14 protein-coding genes are annotated in these 13,990 nt (G+C 51.6%); 13 read left to right on the top strand and 1 reads right to left on the bottom strand.

Going from position 1 to position 13,990, the window contains the following annotated elements; translation table 11 throughout:
* Positions 1-88: 88 nt before the first annotated feature.
* Positions 89-328: a DUF3951 domain-containing protein gene (locus tag NNL21_RS03220; protein WP_204816003.1), complete on the bottom strand. Its 240-nt coding sequence runs from the start codon at positions 326-328 to the stop codon at positions 89-91.
* 171 nt (positions 329-499) lie between these two features.
* Here NNL21_RS03220 and NNL21_RS03215 point away from each other — a divergent pair, with 171 nt between their 5' ends.
* The 13 genes from NNL21_RS03215 (at position 500) to NNL21_RS03155 (ending at position 13,946) form a co-directional block, all read left to right on the top strand.
* Positions 500-898, top strand: coding sequence for a hypothetical protein (locus NNL21_RS03215; protein WP_204816002.1), 399 nt, complete (start codon positions 500-502; stop codon positions 896-898).
* A 215-nt stretch (positions 899-1,113) separates the two neighbouring features.
* The gene (locus tag NNL21_RS03210) at positions 1,114-1,908 is read left to right on the top strand and encodes a hypothetical protein (protein WP_256555030.1); all 795 of its coding nucleotides are present in this window, start codon (positions 1,114-1,116) and stop codon (positions 1,906-1,908) included.
* A gap of 73 nt (positions 1,909-1,981) precedes the next feature.
* Positions 1,982-3,154 (top strand): FAD-dependent monooxygenase, encoded by a 1,173-nt coding sequence (locus tag NNL21_RS03205; RefSeq protein ID WP_204816001.1) that lies wholly within the window; start codon positions 1,982-1,984, stop codon positions 3,152-3,154.
* 5 nt (positions 3,155-3,159) lie between these two features.
* A complete protein-coding gene (locus NNL21_RS03200; protein WP_204816000.1) occupies positions 3,160-3,681 on the top strand; it encodes a GNAT family N-acetyltransferase in 522 nt (173 codons plus the stop codon).
* A 46-nt stretch (positions 3,682-3,727) separates the two neighbouring features.
* Positions 3,728-4,159, top strand: coding sequence for a GNAT family N-acetyltransferase (locus tag NNL21_RS03195; protein ID WP_204815999.1), 432 nt, complete (start codon positions 3,728-3,730; stop codon positions 4,157-4,159).
* Between the two features lie 28 nt (positions 4,160-4,187).
* Positions 4,188-4,409: a hypothetical protein gene (locus NNL21_RS03190; RefSeq protein WP_204815998.1), complete on the top strand. Its 222-nt coding sequence runs from the start codon at positions 4,188-4,190 to the stop codon at positions 4,407-4,409.
* Positions 4,410-4,558: 149 nt separating this feature from the next.
* Positions 4,559-5,212 (top strand): spore cortex-lytic enzyme, encoded by a 654-nt coding sequence (sleB, locus tag NNL21_RS03185; protein WP_204815997.1) that lies wholly within the window; start codon positions 4,559-4,561, stop codon positions 5,210-5,212.
* Between the two features lie 170 nt (positions 5,213-5,382).
* Positions 5,383-6,594, top strand: a complete 1,212-nt coding sequence (locus NNL21_RS36440) for a DUF4362 domain-containing protein (protein ID WP_204815996.1) — start codon at positions 5,383-5,385, stop codon at positions 6,592-6,594.
* 94 nt (positions 6,595-6,688) lie between these two features.
* Positions 6,689-8,140, top strand: a complete 1,452-nt coding sequence (locus tag NNL21_RS03175; RefSeq protein ID WP_204815995.1) for an immunoglobulin-like domain-containing protein — start codon at positions 6,689-6,691, stop codon at positions 8,138-8,140.
* 209 nt (positions 8,141-8,349) lie between these two features.
* Positions 8,350-8,952, top strand: coding sequence for a nitroreductase family protein (locus NNL21_RS03170; protein WP_204815994.1), 603 nt, complete (start codon positions 8,350-8,352; stop codon positions 8,950-8,952).
* Positions 8,953-9,306: 354 nt separating this feature from the next.
* Entirely contained in the window at positions 9,307-12,168 is a 2,862-nt protein-coding gene (locus NNL21_RS03165) for a 2-oxoglutarate dehydrogenase E1 component (RefSeq protein WP_204815993.1), read from the top strand.
* 43 nt (positions 12,169-12,211) lie between these two features.
* Positions 12,212-13,477 (top strand): 2-oxoglutarate dehydrogenase complex dihydrolipoyllysine-residue succinyltransferase, encoded by a 1,266-nt coding sequence (odhB, locus tag NNL21_RS03160; protein ID WP_204815992.1) that lies wholly within the window; start codon positions 12,212-12,214, stop codon positions 13,475-13,477.
* 154 nt (positions 13,478-13,631) lie between these two features.
* Positions 13,632-13,946 (top strand): cold-inducible protein YdjO-related protein, encoded by a 315-nt coding sequence (locus tag NNL21_RS03155; RefSeq protein ID WP_204815991.1) that lies wholly within the window; start codon positions 13,632-13,634, stop codon positions 13,944-13,946.
* Positions 13,947-13,990 lie beyond the last annotated feature (44 nt).

Below are 13,990 nucleotides of genomic sequence, written 5' to 3'. Positions count from 1 at the left end.
CCTCCAAGCCTTGGCTGAATTTCACTTATCATTCTGTGACGGCCAGTCAGAATCCCAATTTCTTGCATCGTGTCCGCCGGCTGCCTTACTAGGTTGTCCCAAATGGTTTGCGATTATTTTTGTCCTTGTCGTCGCCTTCTTCGGCGTTGTCTTCTTTCTCGTCTTTATGCTGGTGAATTTCAACTACGGATTGTCCCATAATATAGTCGAACGGTGTGTAACGGCTATCGGGGATTTCTTTCCTTGTAATCATCTTGACTATAATGACGGCAAGAAGCAGAACAATCGGGACCGTTATCGACAAGATCATGAGCATACCGAAGTCCATTTTTTCACCTCATCATGGGAGATGCGGTGTCCATGCACTGCTCCCGCAATATTTGAAAATCATTAATACCAATTTAACATAGAGTTGTTACTTGTTGCATAGAATAGGTTAAGTACAGAATCTAAGGCTGCAATGGAACAAGTGGCACTACAGGAAGGAGCAGTACAACAAATGATGATGCATAATATATGGAACCCTACGCATGACGAAATACGAGGATGGGCATACGAAGGCAGCAGTCTTCCGCATGCGCATTGGGCATTAACTCTGAATGATTTTAATAACTTACCTGTCCTGATCGAGCTGGCGGGCGACAGAAATTGTCCGAACCGCAAGTTCTTTCTCGATTGTCTCTATAAGTTCACGGATGAAGTTGTTGAAAGAGGCAATATGCATGAGCTGGTGCGCCTGGAGACAACGCTTGAGAAGCTGGCCACCTACGTCCAAGCCGCCAATATCGAAGCTTGGATTCATGATTCGCAGAAGCTGTTAGCTTCGAATAAAATCTCGGCTCCGGTCTTCAGAGGCTGGGAAACGAATTGGTCTGCGGACTGGTCTTCCAACGCTTAATGGCGGATACCAAGACGTCATCACCTATCGATCTAACGATCTCTTGAACCGGAGAGCCTAAGGCTTCCGGTTTTTTTTGATTCCATGCAAGATGATTGGCCAAGTGACAACGGGAAGAGTCGCTTCTATGATATAATCATCGAAACATGATGCAAGATACGAGAGTCTAGTAATGTGAAAAGAAATACATTGTCTGCTGCGAGAAGGAGCCGGTCGTGTCAAACCAAGTTCTCAACCATAAACGCAATGTCATAACGGCCGTATCCATTGCGCTTCTTATGCTGGCGGTGGTCACTGCTTTGCTGATCATCAGGCTTCAAGACGGCAATAGGCCTGTCGGTCCATCCGCATACAGCTATCTGAATTTTGAGTCGTCCCATGGCGTGAAGCTGCATGTCATTCGGACCTCGCCATCCAATGTGACACTTGAGGCCATCACCGATAATGTGGCGGATACGCCCTATTTCGGCGTGAACGGCGGTTTCTTCTATGAAGGAGCGTTGTTAAGCATGGCAGTCGTGAATGATGTGCCGGTCAAAGGGAATAGGAATGCCTATGGCTCCGGTGGTCAGAATGCCAAGTATGCACGGGGGACGCTGGTCTGGGACGAAGCGCTGGGGAGCTTCAGTCTACAGGTTGTTCAGCACACCGATGAAATTATCGTAACGGATCGCAGCCGTTATTGGGCGCAGGGCGGGGTCAGCATGCTCCCGGCTAATGATGCTGCATGGGAGATGCAGACTGCTGCAGAGCAGCTGCCAGCACCGGGCGAACGTCGCTTGCGAACAGGAGCCGTATACGATGCCGAGCAGACCCTGTATCTGATCGTCAGCGAGACGAAGGCGACGGCCGGTGAATTTCGGGCTGCCGTGCTGGAGCTGGGCGGCAAGGGGCAATGGGTGGATGGCATTTTCTTGGACGGCGATGGTTCCTCGCAGATGAGATGTGCCGAAGCTATCCTGCACGGCGACCACCGTGAAGTGTTTCAGATGATCCGACTCCTTGAATAATTAGGTCCGTATCCGTCTGATCCGATGCCCACAGGCTGGTATCTTTATTGGGGAAAGGTGTGCATGATAACGGATGGAGCATTCAATAGATAAGACCGCGATTGTCATCGGTGCCGGGATCGGCGGGCTCAGTGCTGCAATCGCGCTGCAGCAGATCGGCTGGCAGGTGAAGATATTCGATAAGGCGTCCAAGCTGTCGGACGTAGGCGCAGGTATCGTTCTGGCTGCTAATGCAATGAAGGCGCTCGATCGCCTTGGTGCTGCCGAGCAGGCTCGCAGCAGAGGAGCAGCTGTCGGTAAGGCTGAAGTCCGCACGTGGAATGGAAGGCTGATTGTGGATTTGCCTACGTCCCGTCAAGCTGAGCGATATGGTACGCCCGGCTATTTGATCCACCGGGGCGAATTGCAGCAGGTGCTGCTGCAGCAGCTTCTTCCGGGAACTGATGTAAAGCTAGGGTGTGAGCTGATCTCTTGGGAGATGGACGGGCCTTACGTGTCTGCATCCTTCGAGGATGGCAGCAAGTCAACCGGAGCTTTGCTTATCGGCGCTGATGGGGTCCGGTCCGTCGTCCGCGAGCGCTTATTCGGTCCTGAAGCATTACGTTACAGCGGATTCACGGCGCTGCGGGGTATTGCGGCCTATGAAGATAAGCGGTACGGGGCAGAGCTCGGCGGGGGGTTCGAAGCCTGGGGACCCGGCAAGCGATTTGGTTTCTCCCATCTCGGACAAGGGCGTGTTTTTTGGTTTGCCGCCCTAAATTCGCCCCCGGATGCGCTTGTTGAGCAAGGTATGCGGAAGCAAGCGGCGTTGAATCATTTTAAAGGCTGGTATAAGCCCATTGAAGCGGTTATTGAGGCGACGGAGGAGACCGCCGTTCTATCCCACCCGATCTATGACCGGAAGCCGTTGTCTTCTTGGAGCGTCGGGTGTGTTACGCTGCTTGGGGACGCCGCGCATCCGATGCTGCCGAATCTTGGACAAGGAGGCGCTCAAGCGATGGAGGATGCAGTGGTCTTGGGACGGTGTCTTAAGAAGATGCCCTCCGATATTCAGGCTGCGCTGGCGATGTACGAACGGTTGCGGATTGGCCGCACGACTAAGATGGTTCGGCAATCACGCAGGATGGGACGGCTCGTTCAGCTGGAGAACGGTCTTGCGGTTGCGCTGCGCAATGGACTGCTGCGCTCGCTTCCGGCAGCTTTTCAGGTGAGGCAGTTGGATTGGATTATGGGAGAGGAGGTGTGATATAGATGTCGATACTTGTGCGCAACGAGACGGTCGAAGACCTAAATCAGGTCAGGGAGGTGCTCATTCAAGCATTCGATAACAGGGAGGATGAAGCGCTTCTCGTAGAGCGGATTCGCCGTGCGCCGGAATTTGTTCCCGAGCTGTCTATTATTGCCCAGTCGAGTGATGGAGAAATCATCGGTCATCTCTTGATCAGCGAGGCGCTGGTCATAGAAGGGGATAAGCAGCATACGGTCTTGGTGCTCGCACCACTTGCGGTTAAGCCATCCCATCAGAAGAGCGGGGTAGGAACCCTGTTAATGGAGGAAGGGCTGCGGAGAAGTCATGAGCTCGGTTATGCCGCCGTTATGCTAATCGGGCATCCATCGTATTATCCGCGCTTCGGATTCAAGCCGGGGAGGGTGTATGGTTTGGAACTGAAGCAGTATGATGTGCCTGATGACGTATTCATGGTATGCGAGCTGAACGGATTGAATGGAGTGACCGGAGAGCTTCGGTATCCGGAATCCTTCGAAGGCGTATAAGGCTGCCAGACCTATTAGGTCACTAACTAAGAAAGGGTGTAAGCTGATGAATATATCGAAGGCTGCAATTGCCACAAGTGAACAAGAGCTGAAGTCGGTCTATGATATTCGTAGAACCGTCTTCGTACAGGAGCAGGGTGTGTCGGAAGAAGAGGAATATGATGAGTATGAGGAAGCCTCCGCTCATGTGCTCGTCTATTATGAAGGCAAGCCTGTCGGGACAGGCCGGATTCGCGTGCTCGATTCCAAAGCCAAGCTGGAGCGGATCTGTGTTCTGCCCGAATATCGGAATTACGGATTCGGACGCGAAGTGATGGCTGCCCTAGAAGAGGTCGCCCGCAGTAAAGGGCTGTCTCAGGCGAAGCTCCATGCGCAAACCCAGGCTCAGGATTTCTACACCAAGCTGGGTTATGAGCAGGTATCCGATCTATTCTTGGAAGCGGATATTCCCCACGTGGCTATGGTGAAGCCTCTATAATAACAGGCATGAAGGAGTGAGTGGCGAAATGACCGACCTACGCAAGTTGGCAGGCGAGCAGCCTGTCCATGACTATTACCGGCATGCCGAGCAGGCGTATGCCCTTCTCCCGGATACGATGAACCAGCTTCAGCTCCTGAAAGAAGCGTTCGGACGGGCAGATGAAGACTTCCTGGCGATCGAGCTCAGAACAATGATCGACCGATTGGAAGAAATTCAGAAACTGATGGCAGAAGGCCCGCAAGGGTAGGGAGCAGGAGAAAACAAAGGTTAATATGAGAAACTTTTAATATCATTAAATGTTTCTAGTAATGGGTTTGTCAGCCCTTACCGCATGCTAGAATGATTCGGACGTCGAGTTGACGTTAGGAATGCTAGCAACGGAGGGATTCATGCAACATGATCAGACAGCTAAAAATATTCGTATTGTTCGCGCTTGTCATCGCAACTGCGGCAGGGGCGGTTCAAGGCAAGGCCGAAGCGGCAGCGCCGGCTACCTTGAAATATGGAAGCACGGGTCCTGATGTGCCGGACCTGCAGTACAGACTACAACTTCTCGGCTTTTTTAAACCGGCCGTAACGACGACCTTCGGGGTTTCAACCCGAACTGCGGTCCGGCAATTCCAACTTAATCATGGCTTGCCCGTAGATGGAGTCGTCGGACCTCGAACTTGGAACAAGCTGAAGAAGGTATCCGTCAGCAAACCCGAGCTCGCGAAGCTGGCGCGTGTCATCTACGGAGAAGCCAGAGGCGAGTCGTATACGGGACAAGTCGCAGTTGGAGCGGTCGTGATGAACCGGCTGCAATCTTCCCAATTTCCGAACACGCTGGCAGGCGTAATCTTCGAGCCGTGGGCATTCACCGCTATCAATGACGGGCAATATTGGCTGATACCGGATGCTACGGCGTTTAAGGCCGCCAAGGATGCGGTCAAAGGCTGGGATCCGTCCGGGAACGCATTGTTCTACTATAATCCCGATACGGCAAGCTCAGATTGGATCCGATCCCGGAAAATCATCAAAAAAATCGGCAACCATGTCTTTGCCTATTAATCGGGTACCCTCGCCAAATCAATTTGGTTGCGAAACATACTTTGACCATCAAATCCGCGAATATCGCGGATTTTTTCTTTTCTTCCTGGGAACTGCAACTCTTCCGTACAGTCCGGCGTCTTGAAGATAACATTGGGAATGCTGCATAACAAGCTGTGAGGGGGATGTACGTGAATATAAAATGGAAAGCGCTTATCGTAGCCAGTCTTGTAGGCTTGCTCATGGGCTGCGGATCGAAGGAAGGCGGCAAGGTCGAAGGGGGAGCAAGCCCCACAGAACCTCCAATACCGAGCTTAACAGTGGATGGCGTTGCTGTACCTTATATTGGCGGAGGATTCTCGTGGACCACTGAGCATGGAACCTCGATGACCGATGCTGCTCCTGTAAGGGAGGGCCTAGAGAAGGTGAAAGCCGCGAAGGCGGCTCCCGGAGCAGTGCTGAACATAACCTTCAGCTATCCACCGCAGAAGCTGATCGTTCTCCAGTCGGAGGGAGAAGGAGGCGCAATTCAAGTTCCTGTAGAGCAGGATGCCATTACGCTCCCTTCTGAGGCAGGCGTCTACATGATTGAGCTGAACGCGGAATGGAAGGAAGGCCACGCGTCATATGGCACGAAGATCGAGATTACCGAGCCTTCCACAGATAAGATGGGAAAGCCCGGCGAAGTCATCGATATGCACGGCAATGTGGAGAACATCGAGCTGTTGGATTCCTTTATAGCCGGAGATCTGGAGCAGCTTAGAATCACGCATTATACGATTGAAGGCGATCCGATCTATCATGATTTGACCGCTTCGCAAGAAGGTATTGCGCTTCGGTACGACACGACCGAAGATAAATTCGGCACCCCGAAGGTATACAACTATTCCTGCGGACGTCTCGACCGTTCTGAAACGGATACCTCATTAACGTATACCTTGAAGAATTGTACAGGGGAGTATAAGGATATTGTGGTGCTCGATATTGATTACGATCTGACCAAGCAGGACTACTTTGCATTCGAGCTTCAATACGGTGTGGGGGAGAAGAACATCATCGATACCATCCAGGGAAGGCTGGTGAAGGATTTGCAGAGCGGAGAGGTGACGGAGGTATCGGATTTCAAGCTTGGGCCCGATCAGATGCAGGCTATCTATAAACAGCTCAAGCTGTCGAACTTTCTCGGTGAGAAGAAGCTCTCTAATGCATGCAATAAGGATCCGCACGTCAGCTATCAGCTGCAAGTTAAAATTAACGGAGGAGCTCGCGATTTTAGCTGGAGTGAATGCGATGACAGCAGGCATGGGGCTCAGATGACGAAGATAGCAGGTGAAATGATCGCATTGACAACTTCAACAGACCTATACAAAAGGTTGCCGGATACAAAAGGAGCTCATGATTAAAAATCATTCCATCACCCCCATAAACTGGAAAAGTGAAACGAATCGTATCTACAAGACATTCGGGTTCATTATATAAGGTCAGGAGCGATGATGTATGAAGAAGTGGTTAGTCGGCTTGCTCGTATTGACGCTTGTATTATCCGGCGGAACAGCCGCGATGGCTCATGGCAAACAAGGCAATAAAGGTGGACATGACGGGAAGCACAAGCAAGGTGAGGGAAAAAAGGAAGATTGTGAGGATGCAGTCGAAGCACTGCAGCATGCACTGAAGAAAGCCAAGACAGAGAAAGCGAAGTCAGCGATCAAGCAGACCATCGAAGCCATTAAACAGAAATGTAAAGCCGATGATGACGATGACGATGATGACAACCATCATCAATGGACGGACAATCAGCGCGTGTCCAAGGACAAATCCGCGCTTCAAGTACGCTATCGCAAGGGTGATTCAGCAAGCCATGTAACTGGACCGGTCGTGCTCGATAAGAAGGGCAAGAACGGATCAAGCGTGGAGTGGAGCTCTAATAAACCGGCCATCATCTCGCATAATGGGCTCACCGTAAACCGTCCTTCAGGCTCGGATGAGATCGTTATCATGACGGCGACAATTCGATACAAACAAGCGCTAGCAACTAAATCATTCACGCTGCGCGTTAAAGGAACAGCAGCTGCATTAACGGATGTGCAGCGGGTAGAGCTGGACAAAGCTGCTTTGCAGATTCTATTCAATGGTTCCGATACCGCTGCGAGCGTTACCCAGCCGCTCAAAGAGCTGCCGGTCAAAGGGAAGAACGGTTCGTTGATTAAATGGTATTCAGGCGCGCCGAACATCATATCGAGCGACGGTAAGATCGTTAACCGGCCTGTAACAGGAACAGGCGATGCGGTTGTGGCATTGACGGCTGTCATTCAATATAATTCCGCTGCCGATGTGAAGATGTTTCAGGTGACGGTTAAGCAGCTGATGCCTGATGCACAGCGCGTAGCGGCAGACAAAGCGGCATTGGAGATCGATTACGGCGGCAAAGACTCGGTTGCAAGCGTAACCCGCCCATTCGATGCGCTACCAGCAAGAGGCATGAATGGTTCAACAATCACGTGGACCTCAAGCGCGCCCGCGATCATCTCCAATGACGGCAAGACCGTTCACCGTCCTGCCAATGGTGCTGGCGATATAGGGGTTATATTCACAGCAAGCATTACTTCAGGCGGTATAACCGACTATAAGGTTTTCATCGTAACGGTGAAGCAGGAATTTACGATTGCCGAGAAGGTTGCGGCTGACAAAGCGGAGCTTGCGATCACCTTCGCGGAGAAGGATACGGCAGCCAGCGTAACGAAGCCGATCGGCCTGCCGACGAAAGGTTACCATGGAAGCACGATCATGTGGTATTCGAATATGCCAGCGATTATTTCCAACACGGGGGCGGTTCTGAACCGCCCGGCCCAAGGTCAAGGAGATGCGACCGTTACGATGACGGCTGTCATCAGCAATAGCGGAATAAGCGATATGAGGTCCTTTGTTATCCGAATCAAACAAATGCCTTAAGAGTAATTTCAGTTATGATCTGACCGCGAGTTTGTTTCGCGGTCATTTTTTTTATGGCCGGACTTGGATGTATGATGCAGAGGGGGAGCAGGATAAAACGAACGTTCATTTCAGAAACTGAATGAGTCATGATGGCAGCTGTTGCATTTTTAAATAACAATGTTACAATAAAAAAGTACGTTACTTAACTTCGGGAGGTTGCAAAATACATGTCTAAAGATTTTAATACTGCATTGAAACAGCGCCGCTCCATCTACGGAATTAGCAAAGAAACGGTCGTATCCGATGATCGGATTCAAGAAGTGATCGCAGATGCCGTTAAACATACGCCTTCCTCGTTTAACTCCCAAAGCGCACGTGTCGTTGTCCTGCTGGGAGAGCAGCACGACAAGTTCTGGAACATTACAACGGAAACGCTGCGCAAGGTCGTTAATGATGAAGAGAGATTCGTCTCGACTGCAGAGAAGATGAACGCCTTCGGCAGCGGCTACGGTACCGTCCTGTTCTTCGAAGATCAGCGCGTCATCCAAGGTCTGCAGGAGCAGTTCGCTGCATATAAAGATAATTTCCCGATCTGGTCCGAGCATTCCGCAGGCATGCTGCAATTCGTCGTATGGACATCGCTTGAGCTGGAAGGCTATGGCGCATCGCTGCAGCATTACAATCCGCTGGTCGACGACGAAGTGAAACGGGAGTGGAACCTTCCTGCAGAATGGAAGCTGCTTGCGCAAATGCCTTTCGGCAAGCCGACCGCACAGCCGGGCGAGAAGCAGTTCCAGCCGATCGATGAGCGTCTCAAAGTATTTAAATAATAGTATTATCGGAATGATTTGCTAAGAAAGCCGGGAACTCTCCATTGAGGATTCCCGGCTTTCTGCAGTATTCGATAAAGCCGTTCGGCGGTAAATTCGATGAATGAGTGGAATTATACATTAAATGTAATGATTCTTCTTAACCGATCTAGTATTGAGATGAATCAGATCGAATTTAACTATTTGTAATGCGGTGTGAACTTTCTTAAACTTGATTAATGACTGATCATCGATCCAGCCTGCGCATTTTTATGTACTTTTGCAGGTTGCATGTATGATTGGAGTTGTAATTGGTTAATCAATAGAAGAACTATTGTAAGGTTATGACAATGATAAGGCGGAGGTAAAACGTACATGACGGCAGATATTGTTAACCGCCAGTCGCCCTGGCAGCTCTACTACGGTCCTAACTTAGGTTATATTCAGGAGCAGTATGAGCGCTATACGGAAGATCCTAATTCCGTAGATCCCTCGTATCAGAGCATGTTTCGTGAGTGGGGGGCGCCGCCAGCGCCGCAGCACACCGAATCGAGGCAGAATGCGGGATTGCAAGCGGCTGGCGGGGGCGGCACGATCGCGGCGGATCCCTCTTTCTATAAGAAATTAGTGGATGCCGGTAAGCTAGTGCTTAATATCCGGACGTATGGACATTTGGCCGCGGATACGAATCCGCTCGGCATGAGAGAGAAAGCGGACACACGCTTGCTGGAGCCTGAGACATTCCGTTTAACGAAGGAAGATCTGACGGCTATTCCTGCAACACTCATATGGGAGGATGCGCCTGCAACGATCCAGAACGGCTGGGAAGCCATTCAAGAGCTCAAACATATTTATACCGAATCATTCGGTTTCGAATTTGGCCATGTGCATGCCGAGGATGAGCGTCTGTGGCTGAATCGTCATGCGGAAACAGGCATGCAAGGTAAAACCCTTAATACGAAGGAACGCGAGGCGCTGCTGTATCGTCTGATCGAGGTGGAGTCATTCGAGACGTTCCTGCAGAAAACCTTTGTCGGCCAAAAGCGCTTCTCCATCGAAGGCACGGATATGCTCGTTCCGATGCTGGACGAGATCGTCCGCGAGATCGCTCATGACGGCGCAAAGAACATTATGATGGGCATGGCGCATCGTGGACGGCTTAACGTTCTGGCTCACGTTCTGGGCAAGCCATACGGAACGATATTCTCCGAGTTCCAGCATGCACCTAATAAAGATTTAATGCCTTCGGAAGGATCCTCCGGTATCAGCTTCGGTTGGACGGGAGACGTGAAGTACCATCTGGGTGCTCATCGTTCGGTTAAAGAAGGCGAAACCATTGAGACCCGCATTACCTTGGCGAACAACCCAAGCCATCTCGAATATGTGAACCCTGTCGTTCAAGGCTTCACCCGGGCTGCTCAAGATAATCGTACGGCTCCAGGTTACGCCCAGTCGGATTATGGTTCCGCAGCTGCTGTTATTATGCACGGGGACGCCGCATTCGCAGGCGAGGGAATCGTACCGGAGTCGCTTAACTTCAAGAAGCTGGCCGGTTATCAGAACGGCGGTACGATCCATATCATTGTAAATAACCGAATCGGCTTTACCACGGAAAGCTCGGATTCGCGTTCCACATATTATTCAAGCGATTTGGCTAAAGGCTTCAACATACCAATCGTCCGCGTCAACGCTGACGATCCAGAAGCATGTCTGGCTGTTATTCGGATGGCCTGTGAATACCGTTACCGCTTCCAGAAGGATTTTCTGATCGACTTGGTCGGGTATCGCCGTCATGGACATAATGAGACGGACGATCCAGAGACGACCCAGCCTATTCTGTACAGAAAACTGCGTGATCACAAAACCGTAAGCAATCTGTATGCGGATAACCTGATCAGCAAAGGCCTTGTCAGCGAGGAACAATTCGAGCAGCTGAAGAAGGAAGTACTCGAACGGATGCAAAGCGCGCTGGACGAAGTTAAGAATGCCGGAGAGCGTCAAGAACCGGCCAAAATCACGAATGCCGAAACCAAGCGGCGCAGTCCGGAGATCGTAACGTCCGTTCCGCTGCCTAACCTGCAGGCGATTAACCGCGACCTGTTGAAATGGCCGGAGGACTTTAAAGTATATGGCAAGCTGGAGCGCATCCTCAAGCGGCGTGAAGGCGCATTTGAAGAAGGCGGTAAAGTCGATTGGGGTCTTGCGGAGACGATGGCGTTCGCAACGATTCTCGCCGACGGCAAGCCCATTCGCATCACGGGCCAAGATTCGGAGCGCGGTACATTCGCACACCGGAACCTGGTTCTGCACGATCCGGAAACAGGCGGCAAATTCTGTCCGCTGCACCGTCTGCCGCAGGCACGGGCTTCGTTCTCGATCTATAACAGTCCGCTGTCCGAAGCATCGGTACTCGGCTTTGAATATGGGTATAACGTCTACTCGCCGGAAACACTAGTAATCTGGGAAGCGCAGTTTGGCGATTTCGCCAATGCCGCACAGGTTATTATCGACCAATTTATCGCAGCGGGAAGGGACAAGTGGTCGCAGAAATCGAGCCTTGTTATGCTTCTTCCGCATGGCTATGAAGGTCAAGGACCCGAGCATTCGAGCGCTAGACTGGAGCGTTTCCTTCAGCAAGCGGCGAACGAGAACTGGACCGTTGCGAATCTGACTACGGCTGCTCAATATTTCCACTTGCTTCGCCGTCAAGCAGCATTAACGGAGACGGAAGAAGCGAAGCCGCTTATTCTCATGTCGCCGAAGAGCCTGCTTCGCAATCCCCGGGTTGCTTCGGATCCGCAAGCATTCAGCGAAGGTGTGTTCATGCCAGTGCTGGAGCCGTCAGGCCAAGGCGAAACGCCTGATCAAGTGGAACGGCTTATTCTATGCAGCGGAAAAATTGGCGTCGAGCTGGCTGCCGCTATGGAACAGACCGAGCAGCGTGAATGGAACTGGCTGCATGTGGCTCGGATTGAGCAGCTGTATCCATTCCCTAAGGTGGATATCGAACGGATTATCGGACGGTTCCCGAATTTGAAAGAGATCGTATGGCTCCAAGAGGAACCGCAAAATATGGGAGCTTGGAACTACATGGAACCAAGAATTATCTCGCGTGCGCCTAGCGGTACGATCGTCCGTTATGTGGGACTGCCGAAGCGTTCCAGCCCGGCAAGCGGTTTTTCTGAAATCCATCAGCATGATCAGCAGCGTATCATAGCGGAAGCAATGAACCGTTAAGAGAACTGAGGCGATCATTCCTAACTACGAGGAGGGCTACGGCATGAGCGATATTAAAGTACCCGAAATGGGCGAATCAATAACAGAAGGCACAATTGCCAAATGGGTTGTAAAAGAAGGCGAGCAGGTTAAGCAGGGGGATGTGCTTGCCGAGCTGGAGACAGATAAAGTCAATATCGAAATTAGCGCTGAAGTAGACGGCGTCATCTCGCAAATTCTAAGACAAGAAGGCGAAACCGTACAAATCGGCGAGGTTATCGCACAGATCGGCGAAGGATCGGCGGCACCGGCAGCGGATAAAGCCAGTGCAGAGCCGAAGGCAGCAGAACAGCCGGCCTCGAAGCAAGAGTCGCAGCAGCAGCCAGCAGCTCAAGCTGTTGAGGAGCGCAAGCAGGAGAGCGGCGGATCGTCTGATTACGCAGCATCCCCGGCAGCCCGCAAGCTGGCAAGAGAACGCGGAATCGACCTGAGCAAGGTAAGCTCGAACGATCCGATCGGACGTATCCGCCAGGAGGATGTCAAGCAGTTTACGGACCGTCCTCAGGCCAGCACAAGCCAGCCGGCCGCTCCGAAGGCGCCAGCTGCTCCGGCTCCGGCCGTTCCCGGGAAGCCTGTTGACCGCCAGCCGATGTCCCGCCGCCGTATTACGATTGCGAACCGTCTGGTTGAAGCGCAGCACACGGCAGCCATGCTGACCACCTTCAACGAGGTCGATATGACCGCGATTATGGATGTGCGCAAACGCCGCAAGCAAGCGTTCCAAGAGAAGCATGACGTTAATCTGGGCTTCATGTCTTTCTTCACGAAAGCCGTTGTTGGCGCACTGAAGCAATTCCCGCTGCTGAATGCGGAAATCCAAGGCGAAGAAATTCTCGTCAAGAAGTTCTACGATATCGGCATCGCGGTATCCGCCAAGGAAGGTCTTGTCGTACCAGTCGTACGTGATGCTGACCGTCTGGGCTTCGCCGAGATCGAGAAGCAGATTGTCGAGCTGGCAGGCAAGGCTCGCAATAACAAGCTGGCGCTGGCCGATCTGCAGGGCGGCACGTTCACGATCACCAACGGAGGGACATTCGGATCGCTGCTATCCACGCCGATTCTGAATGCGCCGCAGGTTGGTATTCTCGGCATGCATAAGATTCAATTGCGTCCTGTCGCGATCGATGCAGAAAGATCGGAGAACCGGCCGATGATGTACATCGCGCTGTCTTATGACCACCGTATTGTCGATGGTTCGGATGCCGTACGGTTCCTGGTTACAGTCAAGACGCTGTTGGAAGATCCCGAAACTCTGCTTCTTGAAGGTTAAGTTCCGAAGGTCAAGATCGCATAATGGCTCACCATACTCATCAACAAGGGTCGTTATGCGCTGCGTAATAGGGAAGAAGCTTGCCGTCTAACCCACGGCACAGCTTCTTTTATTGTTGTTTTGTATCAGGTTGATCGTATAGCTGTTGCAGTCGATGTTGTATTCAATTACCGTAGAAAGCTTCTTTCTGCGTAGAGAGTATGTATTCGAATTCGTCACGGTTACAGAGAATGAGTATTTTCACAGCGAGGTGTCATACGTGACGGAAGAAGAAAACAAGCCCAAGCTATTGCCAACAAAGATCTACAAATGCAAGGACGCTGAATGCAAAGCCTGGGTCAGGGAAGAGTTTGCGGAGACGACGCCGGCCTGCCCGATCTGCAAAGGACCGATGCACCGGAGCATGCGGCATCTGCCAGCCCTGCAGAAGAAGATCAAGAGACAGCCCGCGAAGAAGAGCCTCTTCTAAATCATTCTTAAGACTGGCGAGGAAACGCCCGGTAATCAATTACA

This window comes from Paenibacillus mendelii, from assembly GCF_024498075.1.
Lineage (GTDB): Bacteria > Bacillota > Bacilli > Paenibacillales > Paenibacillaceae > Paenibacillus_Z > Paenibacillus_Z mendelii.
The sequence above is the reverse complement of the archived record's forward strand: the minus strand, read 5'-3'. Positions and strand labels throughout refer to the sequence as shown.

What these genes read in the sequence shown, in the direction of transcription:
- NNL21_RS03220 (WP_204816003.1), bottom strand. Translation starts at nt 328, where the DNA reads ATGGACTTCGGTATGCTCATGATCTTGTCGATAACGGTCCCGATTGTT.
- NNL21_RS03215 (WP_204816002.1), top strand. Translation starts at nt 500, where the DNA reads ATGATGATGCATAATATATGGAACCCTACGCATGACGAAATACGAGGA.
- NNL21_RS03205 (WP_204816001.1), top strand. Translation starts at nt 1,982, where the DNA reads ATGGAGCATTCAATAGATAAGACCGCGATTGTCATCGGTGCCGGGATC.
- NNL21_RS03200 (WP_204816000.1), top strand. Translation starts at nt 3,160, where the DNA reads ATGTCGATACTTGTGCGCAACGAGACGGTCGAAGACCTAAATCAGGTC.
- NNL21_RS03195 (WP_204815999.1), top strand. Translation starts at nt 3,728, where the DNA reads ATGAATATATCGAAGGCTGCAATTGCCACAAGTGAACAAGAGCTGAAG.
- NNL21_RS03190 (WP_204815998.1), top strand. Translation starts at nt 4,188, where the DNA reads ATGACCGACCTACGCAAGTTGGCAGGCGAGCAGCCTGTCCATGACTAT.
- sleB (WP_204815997.1), top strand. Translation starts at nt 4,559, where the DNA reads ATGATCAGACAGCTAAAAATATTCGTATTGTTCGCGCTTGTCATCGCA.
- NNL21_RS03175 (WP_204815995.1), top strand. Translation starts at nt 6,689, where the DNA reads ATGAAGAAGTGGTTAGTCGGCTTGCTCGTATTGACGCTTGTATTATCC.
- NNL21_RS03170 (WP_204815994.1), top strand. Translation starts at nt 8,350, where the DNA reads ATGTCTAAAGATTTTAATACTGCATTGAAACAGCGCCGCTCCATCTAC.
- NNL21_RS03165 (WP_204815993.1), top strand. Translation starts at nt 9,307, where the DNA reads ATGACGGCAGATATTGTTAACCGCCAGTCGCCCTGGCAGCTCTACTAC.
- odhB (WP_204815992.1), top strand. Translation starts at nt 12,212, where the DNA reads ATGAGCGATATTAAAGTACCCGAAATGGGCGAATCAATAACAGAAGGC.
- NNL21_RS03155 (WP_204815991.1), top strand. Translation starts at nt 13,632, where the DNA reads ATGTTGTATTCAATTACCGTAGAAAGCTTCTTTCTGCGTAGAGAGTAT.